Here is a 16,290-nt window from a genome sequence, read left to right as displayed (position 1 = left end):
CCGGCCGCCCGCGGCAGATAGAGCGCAGACGAGGGGCGCTGCCCCTCGCGCTCCCCGGAGTATTTCCGCCAAGAAGAAGCCTCCGGCGCAGGTACTTGCGTCGATTGGCGAAGACATTGCGTTCTCGACGGTGCGGAAACTGCGCGCTTTCCCGCATCGCACGCCGTGGTGGCAGGCCTGCGAGGGGCATCACCCTTTTCTTTGGGCGGCACAGGGTGCAGTGTCCGCGCGGACATCGCGGCAGAAGGACGACACGATGGCAGGGCAGACGATGATCGGCGTGATCGGCGGATCGGGCATCTACGATATCGACGGACTTGAGGACGCCGCCTGGCGGGCGGTGCAAAGCCCTTGGGGCTCCCCCTCCGACGAGATCCTGACCGGCACCCTCGGCGGCGTGCCCATGGCATTCCTGCCCCGCCACGGGCGCGGCCACGTGCACAGCCCCTCCTCGGTACCCTACCGCGCCAACATCGACGCGCTGAAACGGCTCGGCGTGACCGACGTGATCTCGGTCTCGGCCTGCGGCTCCTTCCGCGAGGAGATGGCCCCGGGCCACTTCGTCGTCGTCGACCAGTTCATCGACCGCACCTTCGCCCGCGAAAAGAGCTTCTTCGGCGAGGGCTGCGTGGCCCATGTGAGCGTCGCACATCCCACCTGCCCGCGCCTCGGGGAGGCCTGCTTCACCGCCGCGCAGGACGCCGGGATCACTGTGCACAACGGTGGCACCTACCTCGCCATGGAGGGGCCGCAGTTCTCGACGCTGGCGGAATCCAAGATGTACCGCGACAGCTGGGGCGCCGACGTGATCGGCATGACCAACATGCCCGAGGCCAAGCTCGCGCGGGAGGCCGAGCTCTGCTACGCCTCGATCGCCATGGTCACCGACTACGACAGCTGGCACCCGGACCATGGCGAGGTCGACGTGACCGAGATCGTCAAGATCCTGACCGGCAATGCCGACAAGGGCCGCGAGATGGTCCGCCGGCTGCCTACCCTGCTCGGCACCGACCGCGAAGCCTGTCCGCACGGCTGCGACCGGGCGCTGGAATTCGCCCTTCTGACCGCGCCCGACAAGCGCGACGCGGCTCTCTTGGGCAGGCTTGACGCCGTCGCCGGCCGCGTGCTGGGCTGAAGGAGAGAGCGATGACCGAGGTCAAGGACTACATCCGCACCATCCCCGACTTTCCGCACGAAGGCATCCTCTTCCGCGATGTCACCACGCTCTTCGCGAGCCCGCGCGGCTTCCGCATGGCCATCGACCAGCTACTGCATCCCTATTCGGGGATGCGCTTCGACAAGGTCGTGGGGCTTGAGGCGCGCGGCTTTATCTTGGGGGGCGCGGTGGCGCACCAGCTCAGCGCCGGCTTCGTGCCGATCCGCAAGAAGGGCAAGCTGCCCGCGGCCACCATCGGGCAGGCCTACCAGCTCGAATACGGCGAGGCCGAGGTCGAGATCCACGACGACGCCATCGAGCCGGGCGAGAAGATCCTGCTGGTGGACGACCTGCTCGCCACCGGCGGCACCGCCGAGGCAGGCGTCAAGCTGATCGAGAAACTCGGCGGCGAGGTGATCGGCTGTGCCTTCATCGTCGACTTGCCCGACCTCGGCGGCCGCGCGAAGCTCGAATCCCTGGACATGGATGTGCACGCGCTCTGCGTCTACGAGGGTCTCTGAGGCGGACAGCAGGCTCTGCCATTCACCCGCCGGCGCATCGGACGCAAGATGCGCCCGCCGGAGAAGGCGGCCGCAGGTCGCCGACGACAGCACGGCGCGCGCCCCACGGGCGCGCCCCGCTGGATCAGGCGACGTTGACGTTGGCGGGTTCGGTCTTGTGCGCGTTGGAGTCGATGAAGTCGAGCACCAGCGGCCGGATGTTGTTGCGCCAGCTCTTGCCCGCGAAGATCCCGTAATGACCGGCACCCGGCTCGAGATGGCTCGCCTTCTTCTCGTCCGGAAGCCCCGTCAGCAGGTCCAGCGCGGCCACGCACTGCCCCGGGGCAGAGATATCGTCATTGGCGCCCTCGACCGTCTTGACCGCGACGTTGGTGATGGCCCCGATATCGACCTTCTCGCCGTTCACCGTGAACTCGTTCTTGGCGATCTCGGCATTCTTGAAGATCCGTTCCACCGTCGAGAGGTAGAATTCGGCCGGCATGTCCATGACGGCAAGGTATTCGTCGTAGAAGCGGTTGTGGGCGTCGTGCTCTGTCGCCTCACCCCGCGCGACGCGCATGATCTGGTCGGTAAAGGCCTTGGCGTGACGGTCGGCGTTCATGCTGATGAAACTGCTCAGCTGCAACAGGCCCGGATAGACCATCCGGCCCACGCCCTTGTACTTGAAGCCGACGCGCTGGATCATCGTTTCCTCCAGCTGACCCATGGTGACGGAATGACCGAAGTCGGTCACGTCGGTCGGAGTCGCATTGGGATCGATCGGCCCCCCGATGAGGGTCAGCGTGCGGGGCTGCGCATCGGGGTCGGACTGCGCCAGGTAGGCGGTGGCCGCCAGCGTCAGCGGCGCCGGCTGGCAGACCGCCACGACGTTGGTGTCGGGCCCGAGCTCGCGCATGAAGTCCACAAGGTAGAGGGTGTAATCCTCCACGTCGAACTTGCCGCAGCTCACGGGGATATCGCGGGCGTTGTGCCAGTCGGTGACATAGACCTCGCAATTGGGCAGCAGGCTGATGACGGTCGAGCGCACCAGCGTGGCGTAGTGCCCGGACATGGGCGCCACCAGCAGGATCTTGCGGGGCTGTTCTTCGCGCCCGTGCACGTTGAAGTGGATGAGGTCGCCGAAGGGCCGTTCCACCACCCGCTCGACATGCACGAGGTGATCGCGCCCGTCCTCGCAGGTGAGCGTGCGGATGCCCCAGTCGGGCCGTGCGACCATGCGTTCGAAAGCACGTTCCGTCACCTCGCCCCAGGCCGCCGCCCACTGCAGGGCGGGGTTCGGGACAAGCGCCATCGCCGGGTAGGATGCCATGGTCCGCGCGGTGGCGCCGAGCCACTGTTGGGTGTTGCGGATCGTTTCCATCAGATCGTAAGTCGCCATGTAGCGCATGACAGCCAGCTCCTGTTCTAGACGGCCGAGCCACGCGCCAAAGGGGGCCGGACCCGAGCCAATTCGTCGCTTTCCCCCCGACCCCAGCGACGTTAGTCTTGACCCAGAGGATAGGGGGGAAAGGTTTCGATGACAACAAATGACGTCGGTACGACCGAAAACCGTGAACGGATGCAAGAAAACCTCGCGCGTCTTGAAGAGCTGTCCGAACGCCTCGTCAACGTGCTGAGCCACCGACATCCGACACCGCCGTCGCTGAACGGGCCGGACCAGGGACTCTACCTCAAGGCGGCGCAGGCCTACTGGCAGGAATGGCTGCACAACCCCGCGAAAATCATCGAGCATCAGGTCGATTACTGGGGCAAGACGGTCACCCATTTCGTCGAGGCGCAGCAGATGCTGGCCAAGGGAAAGCTCCAGGCGCCCGAGGATCCGGGCCCCAGCGACAAGCGGTTCGCGAACCCGCTTTGGGATTCACATCCGTACTTCAACTACGTGAAGCAACAATATCTCATTAACGCCGAGGCGATTTCCAACGCCGTCGAGGACATCGAGGACATGGATCCGGTGGAAAAGCGCCGCCTGCGCTACTTCGCCCACCAGATCGTCAACCTTTTTTCGCCGACCAACTTCCTCGCCACCAATCCCGACGCCCTTCAGAAGGCCGTCGAGACCGAGGGCGAAAGCCTGGTGCTGGGGCTCGAGAACCTCGTGCGCGACCTCGAGGCCAACAATGGCGAACTGATCGTGCGGCTCGCCGACGAGAGCGCCTTCGAGATCGGCACCAACATCGCCACCGCCGAGGGCAAGGTCGTCTACCGCAACCGGATGATGGAGGTGATCCAGTACAGCCCCACCACCGAGCAGGTGCACGAGACACCGATCGTTCTCTTCCCGCCCTGGATCAACAAGTACTACATCCTCGACCTCAAGCCCGAAAACAGCCTGATCCGCTGGGTCGTGGATCAGGGCTACACGCTCTTCGTGGTCAGCTGGGTCAATCCCGACGGCGCCTACCGCGACGTCGGGCTCGAGGACTACATCGAAGAGGGCTTCCTCACCGCCATGCGCGTCGTGCGCGAGATCTGCGGTGTCGAGAAGCTCAACGTCGTGGGCTACTGCATCGCGGGCACGACGCTGGCCCTCACGCTCTCGCTGCTCAAGAAACGCGGCGACAAGCAGGTGAAATCGGCGACCTTCTTCACCGCCCTCACCGACTTCTCGGACCAGGGGGAATTCACGCCCTTCCTGCAGAACGACTTTGCCGACGGGATCGAGCAGGAGATCAACCAGGAAGGCATCCTGCCGTCGTTCATCATGGCGCGGACCTTTTCCTACCTGCGCTCGAACGACCTGATCTACGGGCCCGCGATCCGCTCCTACATGATGGGCGAAACACCCCCCGCCTTCGACCTGCTCTACTGGAACGGCGACGGATCGAACCTGCCGGGGCGCATGTTCACGCAATATCTGCGCGGGCTCTGCCAGGACAACAAGTTCGCCGAGGGCACCTTCGAACTTCTGGGCGAAACGCTCGACGTCCGCGACGTGGACGTCCCCGTGATCTCGGTCGCGGCCGAAACCGACCACATCGCCGCCTGGAAGGATGTCTACCGCGGCGTGCAGATGATGGGATCGCGCTCCAAGACCTTCATTCTCGGTCAGTCGGGGCACATCGCCGGCATCGTGAACCCGCCCACGAAAAAGAAGTACGGCCATTTCACCAACGACGACCTCAAGCTCTCGCCCGAGGAATGGCGCGAGAAGGCCGAACAGCACGCGGGCTCGTGGTGGCCCACGTGGGAGGCCTGGCTGAAGAAGCGTGGCGGCAAGAAGGTGCCCGCGCGAATCCCCGGAGATGGCGACTATCCCGCCCTCGCGGACGCCCCCGGTACCTACGTCAGGCTGAAAGGCGCCGATCAGGCCCGCTGAGACGGTAACTGACTACCGCTGCGTCACTCTGTGCATGCCGCGGCGCAGAATTTCCCTTGAAATGCTGCGGTGCAGCATGCATATTCGTGAAAGTTGAATGAACCGCGGGGCCGACCCGCGATGACGAGTGCATGCGGGTTGAATGGCAAAGCAAGGGGATCAATAGCTATGGCCAAGACACAAGATTTCACCACCATGATGAAAGACGTCATGGGCAGCTTCCCGGTCGACACCAAGGCCATGGAAGACGCGTTCAAGACCCAGGCGACCCTGAGCGAGAAGCTTTCGGCAGTCGCACTGGAAGCGGCCGAGAAATCCACCGAGATTTCCGCCAAGTGGACCAAGGACACCATCACCAAGATGGGCGAAATGTCCAAAGCCAAGGACGAGCCGGCCGACTACGCCAAGGCCATGACCGACTTCGCCTCCTCGCAGGCAGAAGTGATGGCCGAGCACATGGCCGCCTTCGCCGAGATCGCGAAGAAGGTCCAGATGGACACCGTCGAGCTGATGATGGCCGCGGGCAAGGACATGACCGAGGATGCGACGGCCGCCATGAAGAAAGCGACCGACGACATGACCACGGCAGCCAAGAAAGCCGCACCGGCCAAGTGATCGGGCAATTCAGCCCGAACTGACGACGTGACGGCTGAGACGGATATTGCGCCCTCTCCTCCCATTCTGGCGCAATTTCCTGGGCGGGATCTTCGGATCCCGCCCTTTTTGCGTGTGCGGGGAACCCTTGGTTGCTCCGTGAATTTTACTTGAATGACCCTACGTCGGGCTGGCGCCTCGCGGGCGTCCCCGACAGGTCCGACAAGGAACAAGATAGAGAGGGACGAGATGCGCAAACCGGCCACGGAACGGGAAGCCCAGGCACAGTCAGACCCGAATCACCCGCCGCACGACACGCCGGACGAAGCCATCTCCAACGGCAAGCTGATCGCGCTGGTCGCGGGACCGGTCGCCGCCGCGATCCTCTTCTTCCTCCCTGCCCCACCCGACATGCCGATCGAGGCATGGCACCTCGTGGCCGTGGCCGCCTGGATGGTGATCTGGTGGCTGACAGAGGCGATCCCTCTCGCCGCAACAGCGCTCCTTCCCATCGTGCTCCTGCCGATCTTCGGCATCCAGCCGGTGGACGACGTCACGCCACGCTACGGCAACGACCTCATCTTTCTCTTCCTCGGCGGGTTCATCCTGGCCGGTGCGATGCAGAAATGGGGCCTGCACCGGCGCATCGCGCTGATGATCGTGCGTGCCATCGGCAGCACGCCTTCGCGCATCGTCATGGGCTTCATGCTCTCGACGGCCTTCCTTTCCATGTGGATCTCCAACACGGCAACGGCGGTGATGATGTACGCGGTGGGCGTTTCGGTGATCGACTTCATCGACGAGCGCGTGGACGACAAGAAGCTGGTGCACAACTTCGGTGTCGCGTTGATGCTGGCCATCGCCTACGCCGCCTCAATCGGCGGCGTCGGCACGCTCATCGGCACGCCGCCCAACGCCCTGCTCGCCGGCACGCTGTCCGACAGTTACGACGTCGAGATCGGCTTCCTGCAATGGATGCTGCTGGGCGTCCCGGTTGTCATCGTGATGCTGCCCGTGGCCTTTCTCGTTCTGACCCGGCTGGTCTTCCCCATGGGCGGCCTCGAACTGGGCGGCGTGCGATCGGTCATCGACCGCGAGTACGAGGAACTGGGCAGCATGGAACGCGGCGAGATCATCGTCGCCGTGATCTTCGGCCTCGCGGCCTTCTTCTGGATCACGCGCAGCTTCCTCGGCCTGCCGATCAACGACGCGGGCATTGCCATGACTGCCGCGGTGCTTCTCTTCGCAATTCCGGCGGGCAAGTCGCAGGGCTTCGTACTCGACTGGGGCGTGGCGCGCACCCTGCCCTGGGGGGTGCTGATGCTCTTCGGCGGCGGTCTCGCCCTTGCAGGGGCCTTCGACGCCACAGGTCTTGCCGGCTGGATCGGCGACCGTGTCGCGGCGCTCGAAGGGGCGAACCTCTGGCTGCTGATCGTCGCGGTTGCGGTCTGCATCATCCTGCTGACCGAGATCACGTCCAACACCGCCTCGACGGCCACTTTCCTGCCGATCCTCGGCGCCGTGGCCGTGGGCATCGGGCTTGATGTGCCGTGGCTGACGGTGCCTGTCGCGCTCGGCGCCTCCATGGCCTTCATGATGCCCGTGGCGACTCCGCCCAACGCCATCGTCTTCTCCTACGAGAGGATGACGCTCGCCGACATGGCACGCGCCGGCGTGGTCCTGAACCTCTGCAGCGTAGTGGCGGTCTTCCTCGCCATGCGTTTCCTCGCCGGGCCGGTCTTCGGCATCGCGCCGTAACGCCCAAGCGAGACACCCCAAAAAGAAGCGCCCCCGCAGGTACCTGCGGGGGCGTTCGCGTCTCTAAAGCGGCGCAGACCTCAGTTGACGATCGTCGCCTCGGTCTTGTCGCGGATCTCCTGCTCGGTGACCTCGGGCGCGCATTCCACGATTTTCAGACCGCCCTCGACCACGTCGAGCACGCCGAGATTGGTGATGATCCGGTTCACTACGCCCGTGCCGGTCAGCGGCAGGGTGCATTCCTTGAGCAGCTTCGGCTCGCCCGCCTTGTTGGTGTGGTCCATCACCACCACGACCTTTTTCACCCCGGCGACAAGGTCCATGGCCCCGCCCATGCCCTTCACGAGCTTGCCGGGGATCATCCAGTTGGCGAGATCCCCGTTCTCGGCCACTTCCATGGCGCCCAGGATCGCGGCGGCGATCTTGCCGCCCCGGATCATGGCAAAGCTGGTGGCGCTGTCGAAATAGGCCGTCTTGGGCAGCTCGGTGATCGTCTGCTTGCCGGCGTTGATCAGGTCGGGGTCTTCCTCGCCCTCATAGGGAAAGGGCCCCATGCCCAGCATGCCGTTCTCGGACTGCAGCGTGATGTCCTTGTCACCGATGTAGTTGGCCACCAGCGTCGGGATGCCGATCCCGAGGTTCACGTAGGTGCCGTCCTCGAGTTCCTGCGCGGCGCGTTCGGCCATCTGGTCGCGATCCCAGGGCATTACACGGCCTCCTTCTTGCGGGTGGTGACCTTCTCGATGCGCTTCTCGTGCTCGCCCTGGATCAGGCGGTGCACGTAGATGCCCGGCAGGTGGATGGCGTCGGGGTCAAGCTCGCCCGGCTCGACGATCTCCTCGACCTCCATGACGCAGACCTTGCCGCACATGGCCGCCGGCGGGTTGAAGTTGCGCGCCGTCTTGCGGAACACGCAGTTGCCGCTGGTGTCGGCCTTCCAGGCCTTCACGATGGCGAGGTCCGCGAAGATGCCTTCCTCGAGGATATAGTGATCCTCGCCGAACTTCTTCACTTCCTTGCCTTCGCCGATCTGCGTGCCGTAGCCGGTGCGCGTGTAGAAGCCCGCGATGCCGGCACCACCGGCGCGCATGCGCTCGGCCAGCGTGCCCTGAGGGTTGAACTCCAGCTCCAGCTCGCCCGACAGGTACTGCCGCATGAACTCGGCGTTCTCGCCCACGTAGGACGACATCATCTTCTTGACCTGCCGCGTCGCCAGCAGCTTGCCGAGACCGAAATCGTCGACGCCCGCGTTGTTGGACGCCACGGTCAGCCCCTTCACGCCGCTGTCGACGATGGCGTCGATCAGCAGTTCGGGAATGCCGCACAGCCCGAAGCCGCCGGCCGCGATCAGCATGTCGTCGCGCAGCAGCCCGTCGAGCGCCTCCGCGGCCGACCCGTATACCTTTTTCATGAAGACCCCTCCCTTCAACAGGATATCGCCATTGGTGTGCCGTGCAGGCGCAGCAAAGTCAACGCGGGGGGGCCGCCACGTCAGATCAGCCGGACCTGCGTGCCCACCGGCGCGATGCCGAACAGCTCCTCGATCTTCTCGTTGTAAAGCCCGATGCAGCCGTCCGACGACCGCCGCCCGATCTTGCGGGTGTCCTGCGTGCCGTGGATGATGTAGGCGGGCCAGCTAAGGTACATCGCGTGCGTTCCCAAGGGGTTGTCCGGCCCCGGCGGCATGTATTCCCAGTCGGGAAACCGCTCCAGCTGGCTTGGCGTCGGGGTCCAGTCGGGGCCGACCTTCTTGCGCACGATCTCGGTATAGCCGCGCTTGGTCAGCTCCTCGGTGCGCGGCACCGAGGTGGGATAGACGCGGTAATCGCTGCCGTCGCCCGACCAGTAATGCAGCGCCCGGGCCCGCGTGTCGCAGACGATGGTCGCCACGCCCAGGTCGTCGAAGTGATCGCGCCAGTCGAGGCCGACAAAGCTCGACATGTTGCGCCGCACGATGGTCTCGGGGTCTTCCTGCGCGCGCGCCACGGCCGGCATGACCAGCGCCGCACCCGCGGTGCCAAGCAGCCTGCGCCGGGAAAATCTGTTGCCTGTCATCGGGGAGGGCCTCCTGCCTGATTGCCTGTCACCGCAGTGGTGACAGGCAATCAGGCAGAAGTGAAATCACACATTCCTCACGCACTATGTGAGTGCGGATATGCCACAGCTCACTCGTCCGAGGCCGAGCTGTCAGCCTTCTTCTTCGCCGTGGACTTGGATGTGGTCTTCTTGGCCGTCGTCTTCTTTGCGGTCGACTTGGAGGCCGTCGACTTCGACGCCGTCTTCTTCGTCGTGGTCTTCTTGGCCGCCGTCTTCTTGGCGGGTGCCTTCTTGCCCGACTTCGCCGCCTTTTCGGAGATCAGTTGCACCGCCATCTCCATGGTCACGTCCTTGGGCTCGGTGTCTTTAGGCAGCGTGGCGTTCACCTTGCCCCACTTCACGTAGGGGCCATAGCGCCCGTCCATGATGTTGACCGCCCCGCCCTCGTCGGGATGCTCGCCCAACTCGACCAGCGCCTTGGCCGCCGCACTGCGCCCGCGACCGGGGTTCGCGCGCTTGTGGGCCAGAAGCTCCACCGCGCGGTTCATACCGATCTCGAAGACGTCGGATTGATCCTTGAGGTTGGCGTAGACGCCCTTTTCCTCGTCCGGGGCCTTGTGGAAGATGTAAGGCCCGAACCGGCCGAAGTTCGACTTCACCTCGCCGCCGTCGGGGTGTTCCCCCACGATGCGCGGCAGGCTCAGCAGTGTCAGCGCCTTTTCCAGCGTCATCTCGTCGGCCTGCCAGCCCTTGGGCAGGCTCGCGCGCTGGGGCTTCTTGTTCTCTTCGGTGACCTCGCCACGCTGCACGTAGGGGCCGAAGCGCCCGGTGCGCAGGCTGATTTCCTCGCCGTTCTCGTCCTCGCCCAGGACGCGGTCCTCGTTGCCTTCGCCCTCGCCGCCGATGGGGCGGGTGTAGCGGCACTCGGGGTAGCGCGAGCAACCGACAAAGCCGCCCGAGCGCGAGGTCTTGAGATGCAGTTGCCCCTCGCCGCACAGCGGGCAGGTCCTCGGGTCCGAACCATCCTCGCGCGGCGGATAAAGCTGCGGCGCTAGCGCGTCGTCCAGCACGTCGAGCACCTCCGCGATGCGCAACTCGGAGGTCTCGGCGATGGCCGCACTGAAATCGCGCCAGAACTGCGCCAGCAGCTCCTTGTAGTCGCTCTCGCCCGCGCTGACGTGGTCCAGTTCTTCCTCGAGCGCGGCGGTGAAATCGTATTCCACGTAACGCTTGAAGAAGTTGAGCAGGAAGATCGTCACGATCCGGCCCTTGTCCTCGGGGATCAGGCGGTTCTGCTCCTTGCGGACGTATTCGCGGTCCTGGATCGTCGTGACGATGCTGGCATAGGTCGAGGGCCGTCCGATGCCGAGCTCTTCCATCCGCTTGACCAGCGTCGCCTCGGTGTAGCGTGGCGGCGGCTGCGTGTGGCTTTGCGTGGCCAGCACAGCGCCGTTCTCGGCCAGAACGGCCGCCTCGGACTGCTGCATGCCGCCGGTCTTGGCCTCGACCACCTCATCCTCGGACCCGCTCGCCTTGGCATAGGCCCCGGCCAGCGGCGCGTCCTTGGCGAATTTCGCGGGCTCGCCCTCGTGGATCTGCGGCAGGCGCTTGTCGTCGTCCTCGACGGGCTCGTCGCGGCCTTCCTCGTAGACACGCAGGAAGCCGTCGAACAGCACCACCTGCCCCGTGGCGCGCAGGCCCACCTGGCCGTCGTCGCTGCGGATCTCGACCGTGGTGCGCTCCAGCCGCGCGGCCTCCATCTGGCAAGCAATCGTGCGCTTCCAGATCAGGTCGTAAAGCTTGCGCTGGTCCGCGTCGGTCAGCTTCAGCGCCGGGGCATCCTTGCGCATGTCCGTGGGACGGATGCACTCGTGCGCCTCCTGCGCGTTCTTGGCCTTGTTCTTGTACATGCGCGGCGACTTCGGCACGTAGTTGTCGCCGTAGCGCTCCTTGATCGCGTCGCGCGCCGACATGACCGCCTCGGGCGCCATGTCGATGCCGTCGGTCCGCATGTATGTGATGTGCCCGGCCTCGTAGAGCCGCTGCGCCGCACCCATGGTCTGGCGCGCACCCATGCCGAACTTGCGGCTGGCTTCCTGCTGCAGGGTCGAAGTCATGAAGGGCGCCGACGGGTTGCGCGAGCCGGGCTTGGCCTCGACGCTGTCGACCTTGAGCGCGCGCGACGTGATCGCCTGCACCGCCATCTCGGCCTGTGTCGCGTTCTCGATGTCGTAACGGTCGAGCTTCTTGCCCGCCAGCATGGTCAGGCGCGCCTCGTAATCCTGCCCCCGCGGCGTAGCGAGCTGCGCGCGCACCTGCCAGTATTCGCGCGGCCGGAAGGCCTCGATCTCCATCTCGCGCTCGACGATGAGCCGCAGGCAGACCGACTGCACGCGCCCCGCCGATTTCGCGCCCGGCAGCTTGCGCCAGAGCACCGGCGACAGGTTGAAGCCCACGAGGTAGTCGAGCGCACGGCGCGCCAGATAGGCCTCGACCAGCGGCGCGTCGATGTCGCGCGGGTTCTTCATCGCCTCGGTCACGGCTTTCTGCGTGATCGCGTTGAAGGTCACGCGGCTCACCTCGGTCGATTTCTTGATCGACCGGCGCTTGGTCAGCGCCTCCTTGAGGTGCCAGCTGATCGCCTCGCCCTCGCGATCGGGGTCGGTGGCGAGGATGAGGTTGTCGTCGCTCTTCAGCGCCTCGGCGATCGCCGCGACATGCTTGCGCGAGTCGTTGGCGATTTCCCACTTCATCTGGAAATCATGGTCGGGATCGACCGAGCCGTCCTTGGGCGGCAGGTCCCGCACGTGCCCGTAGGACGCCAGAACCGTGTAGTCGGAGCCAAGGTACTTGTTGATGGTCTTGGCCTTGGCCGGGGATTCCACGACGACGACGGGCATGTGGGGGAACCTCTTATTGGTGCGCTCTGGCGCTGCTCGGGGCGCGTATGGCGACCAGCCATGTGGGGTGCAAGACCCTTTTGTCAATCCGGCAGGTCATGACCTTGTCGGGAGCAGCGCCACGGCGAGGAGCCGCCTGCCGCCCCACGATGTGCTAAATTATATCTTTATTACAGTTAGTTAAATCAGCCTTCCGAACAAGACTCCGACCCGGCACCCCGCTAGCGAAGCGACAGCAGTCCGCCGGGTTGCCTGCGGATACGCCCTTCGAGTTCCAGGTCCGTCAGCACCGGCGACACCGCCCCCGAAGGCGCGGCAAGGTCCCGGATGAGCTGATCCTCGGCCAGCGGCGCCTGCCCCAGCCGCGCCAGGATCTGCCCGTGCAGATCCGCCGTTTCCCGTAGACTGCGCCTTTCGGGCGGCGCCTCGGGAATCTCGAGCGGCAGGTCGCGCTGCGGCGCCGGCGCATCGGCCAGCGGCAGCGCCTCCACCACGTCATCGGCCCCGCGCACCAGCCGCGCGCCGTCGCGGATCAGCATGTTGCAGCCCCCCGCACGCGCATCGAAGGGATGGCCGGGCACGGCCATGACCTCGCGCCCCTGTTCCGCCGCGGCCCGCGCGGTGATCAGCGACCCGGACTTGGCCGCCGCCTCGACCACGACAAGCCCGCGCGCCACACCTGACACGATGCGGTTGCGTGCCGGGAAATGCCGCGCCTGCGGCTGAAGGCCCATGGGCGCCTCCGACACCAGCGCCCCGCCTGCCCCGAGGATGTCCTCCGCCAGCGTCGTGTTTTCGGCCGGGTAGATCACGTCCACGCCGCCCGCCAGCACCCCCACGGTGCCGTTTTCCAGCGCCGCACGATGCGCCGCCGTGTCGATCCCGCGCGCCAGCCCCGAGGCCACGACGAACCCCGCCTCGCCCAGCCCGGCGGACAGCGCGCGCGCCATGCGCAGCCCCAGTGACGAGGCATTGCGCGCTCCGACAAGCGCCACACAATCGCGCGCCAGGGCCGAAACGTCGCCACGCACCCAGAGGAAAGGCGGCGGATCGGAAATCTCGGACAGAAGCGGCGGGTAATCGGGGCTGCCGAAGCAGACCATCCGCGCCCCCGCCCGAGACGCGGCCTGAAGCTCGGCTGCCGCCACATCGGGCGGACAGGCCCGGTAGTCGCGCACGCCGGCACCTGCCGCGACATCGGGCAATGCCTCGAGCGCCGCCTGCGCGCTGCCGTGTTCACCGAGAAGCCGGAAAAAGGTGCTCACGCCGACACGGCGGGAGCGCAAGAGACGAAGCCAGGAAAGACGGTCATCTTCCGTGGTGGGTGGGAGTGGGGGGTGAGTGGAAGAGTAGCTGTCGTCCATCATCCTTGCCCCGTCTCTTGCAAGAACAGGTCTAGGACAGCATTGGTTAATCCTAGGTAAACCAACGAAGGCACGCACCCGGCTTTTACCCAAGCACCTGAAATGAAGGACGACTTTTTTCCGCGCCACCGCCCTCGCGGCGCGGACTCAGCCGCAAGGCGCTCAGCCGCCCGAGCCGCCGACCGTGAGCCCGCCGATCATCACCGTGGGCTGGCCCACGCCCACCGGCACCCACTGGCCGTTCTTGCCGCAGTTGCCCATGCCCGGGTCCAGCGCCATGTCGTTGCCGATCGCGCGGATCTGCTGCAGCGCGGTAGCGCCGTCGCCGATCAGCGTGGCGCCCTTCACCGGCGCGCCGACCTTGCCGTCCTTCACGCGGTAGGCCTCGGTGCAACTGAACACGAACTTGCCGTTGGTAATGTCCACCTGCCCGCCGCCAAAGCCCACGGCCCAGATCCCGTCCTTCAGATCGCCCACGATATCCTGCGGGTCGCTGTCGCCGCCCAGCATGTAGGTGTTGGTCATGCGCGGCATGGGGATATGGGCAAAGCTCTCGCGCCGACCGTTGCCGGTGGGCTCCACGCCCATGAGCCGCGCGTTCTGCCGGTCCTGCATGTAGCCCACCAGCACGCCGTCCTCGATCAGGACGTTCTTGCCCGAGGGCGTGCCTTCGTCGTCCACGGTGATCGACCCGCGCCGGTCGGGAATCGTCCCGTCGTCCAGCACCGTCACGCCCTTCGCCGCCACCTGCTGACCCATCAGCCCGGCAAAGGCCGAGGATTTCTTGCGGTTGAAGTCGCCTTCAAGCCCATGGCCCACCGCCTCGTGCAGCAGGATACCCGGCCAGCCGGGGCCAAGCACGATGTCCATCACGCCCGCGGGCGCGGGTTCGGCGCGCAGGTTCACCAGCGCGATGCGCAGCGCCTCGCGCGCCTTGCCCTGCCAGTCCTGCGGCTGCAGCAGTCCGTCGAGCGTCACGCGCCCACCGCCGCCGGCAGTGCCCGCCTCGCGCAGGCCGCCGTCCTCCACGATGACGCTCACGTTGACGCGGGTCATGGGGCGGACGTCAGTGACCAGACCGCCCTCGGGCCGCAAGATCGCCACCTCCTGCAACGAGGCCGAGATCGTCGCCGTCACCTGCACCACCCGGGGGTCGAGATCGCGGCAGAAGGCATCGATCTCGCGCAGGGTTTCGACCTTCACGGGAAAGGCCGCGCCCGCGATCGGGTCTGCGTCGGTATAAAGCGTGCGGTTGGTGCCCTGTGGCGGCTGGGCGATGGTGCCGCCGCCGTCGCCCACCGCAAGCCGCGCGGTCTCAGACGCCCGCTTCAAAGAGGCCTCGCTGATTTCGGTGGAATGGGCATAGCCCGCCACCTCGCCGCGCACGGCCCGCAGGCCGAAGCCCTGCGCCGCGTCGTAGCTGGCCGTGCGGATTCGGCCGTCGTCGAGAACCAGCGATTCCGAGCGCCGCCGCTCCAGGAAGAGCTCGCCGTCATCGGCCCCTGCCGTCGCGTCACGCAGCACCGAAAGGGCCGCGTCCCGGTCCAGCAGGGTCTCGAATGGGCGGAAGGGCGCATCGGTCATAAGGGCCTCGAATTTGACATGGATCAAGAAAAGCGGCGGTTTGCCGCAAGGGATATTCTTTATCGGGTCATCAGAATATGGTTTGACACCCGCCAAACGCAACGGGTGAGGTGCGCGCGTGGCGCGGGCCCCGCATTCCGGCGCGAGCGAGCCAATTTTCAGACGAACAACCGGGTGACATATGAAACGTAACACGATGCTGACCGGCCTGATGGCCAGCCTGATCGCCGCACCGGCCCTCGCGCAGGATCTGGAAATCGTCGGCAAGCCCACCAACGGCGCCGTTGGCTTTCAGCCCGCGGCGACTGAGCTGGCCCGCGACATCCACTGGCTGGACGGCATGATCCTCGTCATCATCACCGCCATCACGCTCTTCGTGGCCGCGCTGATCGTCTACTGCATCGTGCGTTTCCGCCGCAGCCGCAACGCGACCCCGGCCCGCTTCACCCACAACACCCCCGTCGAGATTGCCTGGACGCTCGGCCCCGTGCTGATCCTCGTCTTCATCGGTGCCTTCTCGCTGCCGGTGCTCTTCAAGCAGCAGGAGATTCCCGACGGCGACATCACCATCAAGGTGACCGGCTACCAGTGGTACTGGGGCTACGAATACGTGGGCGAGGATCTGGCCTACGACAGCTACATGATCGGCGCACCGTTCGGCGGCGGCGACAACCGCCTCACCCCCGAGGTCGAGCAGCAGCTTCAGGACGCCGGCTACAGCCGTGACGAATTCCTGCTGGCCTCCGACACCGCCGTGGTCGTGCCAGTGGGCTCCACCATCGTGATGCAGGTGACGGGCGCCGACGTGATCCACTCCTGGACCATCCCCGCTTTCGGCGTGAAGCAGGACGCCGTCCCCGGCCGCCTGGCCGAGCTCTGGTTCACCCCCGAGCGCGAAGGCACCTACTTCGGCCAGTGCTCGGAACTCTGCGGCATCTACCACGCCTACATGCCCATCACCGTCAAGGTGGTCAGCCAGGAGGCCTACGACGCCTGGCTCGCCAACTCCAAGGAAGAGGGCTGGTACACCGACGTGCGTGAGGTCCTGACCAACTGA

At 65.8% G+C, this 16,290-nt stretch carries 13 protein-coding genes; 6 read left to right on the top strand and 7 right to left on the bottom strand.

Annotated elements, in window-relative coordinates:
• The first annotated feature begins 256 nt into the window (after nt 1-256).
• Both C8N44_RS00270 and C8N44_RS00265 read left to right on the top strand, forming a co-directional pair.
• Nucleotides 257-1,135, top strand: a complete 879-nt coding sequence (locus C8N44_RS00270; protein WP_107974156.1) for an S-methyl-5'-thioadenosine phosphorylase — start codon at nt 257-259, stop codon at nt 1,133-1,135.
• Between the two features lie 11 nt (nt 1,136-1,146).
• Nucleotides 1,147-1,677 carry an adenine phosphoribosyltransferase gene (locus C8N44_RS00265; protein ID WP_107974155.1) on the top strand — a complete coding sequence of 177 codons (531 nt, stop codon included), beginning with the start codon at nt 1,147-1,149 and terminating at the stop codon, nt 1,675-1,677.
• A gap of 124 nt (nt 1,678-1,801) precedes the next feature.
• Here the strand turns inward: C8N44_RS00265 and phaZ are convergent, their stop codons facing one another.
• Entirely contained in the window at nt 1,802-3,064 is a 1,263-nt protein-coding gene (phaZ, locus tag C8N44_RS00260; protein ID WP_107974154.1) for a polyhydroxyalkanoate depolymerase, read from the bottom strand.
• Nucleotides 3,065-3,193: 129 nt separating this feature from the next.
• On the opposite strand from phaZ, the gene C8N44_RS00255 reads away from it, so the two are divergent.
• The 3 genes from C8N44_RS00255 (at nt 3,194) to C8N44_RS00245 (ending at nt 7,348) form a co-directional block, all read left to right on the top strand.
• Nucleotides 3,194-4,996 carry a PHA/PHB synthase family protein gene (locus tag C8N44_RS00255; RefSeq protein WP_107974153.1) on the top strand — a complete coding sequence of 601 codons (1,803 nt, stop codon included), beginning with the start codon at nt 3,194-3,196 and terminating at the stop codon, nt 4,994-4,996.
• Between the two features lie 168 nt (nt 4,997-5,164).
• Nucleotides 5,165-5,611 carry a phasin family protein gene (locus C8N44_RS00250; protein WP_107974152.1) on the top strand — a complete coding sequence of 149 codons (447 nt, stop codon included), beginning with the start codon at nt 5,165-5,167 and terminating at the stop codon, nt 5,609-5,611.
• A 228-nt stretch (nt 5,612-5,839) separates the two neighbouring features.
• A complete protein-coding gene (locus tag C8N44_RS00245) occupies nt 5,840-7,348 on the top strand; it encodes an SLC13 family permease (RefSeq protein ID WP_107974151.1) in 1,509 nt (502 codons plus the stop codon).
• A gap of 80 nt (nt 7,349-7,428) precedes the next feature.
• Here C8N44_RS00245 and C8N44_RS00240 read toward each other — a convergent pair whose 3' ends face one another.
• The 6 genes from C8N44_RS00240 to tldD all read right to left on the bottom strand — a co-directional run bounded on the left by C8N44_RS00240 (nt 7,429) and on the right by tldD (nt 15,233).
• Nucleotides 7,429-8,055, bottom strand: coding sequence for a 3-oxoacid CoA-transferase subunit B (locus C8N44_RS00240; protein WP_107974150.1), 627 nt, complete (start codon nt 8,053-8,055; stop codon nt 7,429-7,431).
• Nucleotides 8,055-8,759, bottom strand: coding sequence for a CoA transferase subunit A (locus C8N44_RS00235; protein WP_107974149.1), 705 nt, complete (start codon nt 8,757-8,759; stop codon nt 8,055-8,057). Before C8N44_RS00235 ends, C8N44_RS00240 begins: the two co-directional genes overlap by 1 nt.
• Nucleotides 8,760-8,839: 80 nt before the next feature.
• Nucleotides 8,840-9,403 carry a L,D-transpeptidase gene (locus tag C8N44_RS00230; protein WP_107974148.1) on the bottom strand — a complete coding sequence of 188 codons (564 nt, stop codon included), beginning with the start codon at nt 9,401-9,403 and terminating at the stop codon, nt 8,840-8,842.
• Nucleotides 9,404-9,513: 110 nt separating this feature from the next.
• Nucleotides 9,514-12,285, bottom strand: a complete 2,772-nt coding sequence (gene topA, locus C8N44_RS00225; RefSeq protein WP_107974147.1) for a type I DNA topoisomerase — start codon at nt 12,283-12,285, stop codon at nt 9,514-9,516.
• A gap of 221 nt (nt 12,286-12,506) precedes the next feature.
• Nucleotides 12,507-13,652: a DNA-processing protein DprA gene (gene dprA, locus C8N44_RS00220; RefSeq protein WP_107974146.1), complete on the bottom strand. Its 1,146-nt coding sequence runs from the start codon at nt 13,650-13,652 to the stop codon at nt 12,507-12,509.
• A gap of 159 nt (nt 13,653-13,811) precedes the next feature.
• Complete coding sequence (gene tldD, locus C8N44_RS00215; protein WP_107974419.1) at nt 13,812-15,233, bottom strand: metalloprotease TldD; 1,422 nt, start codon at nt 15,231-15,233, stop codon at nt 13,812-13,814.
• 181 nt (nt 15,234-15,414) lie between these two features.
• Here tldD and coxB point away from each other — a divergent pair, with 181 nt between their 5' ends.
• Nucleotides 15,415-16,290, top strand: a complete 876-nt coding sequence (coxB, locus tag C8N44_RS00210; RefSeq protein WP_107974145.1) for a cytochrome c oxidase subunit II — start codon at nt 15,415-15,417, stop codon at nt 16,288-16,290.

Origin of the sequence: Allosediminivita pacifica (genome assembly GCF_003054175.1) — a bacterium.
Lineage (GTDB): Bacteria > Pseudomonadota > Alphaproteobacteria > Rhodobacterales > Rhodobacteraceae > Allosediminivita > Allosediminivita pacifica.
This window is presented reverse-complemented; position numbering and strand designations above follow the sequence as displayed.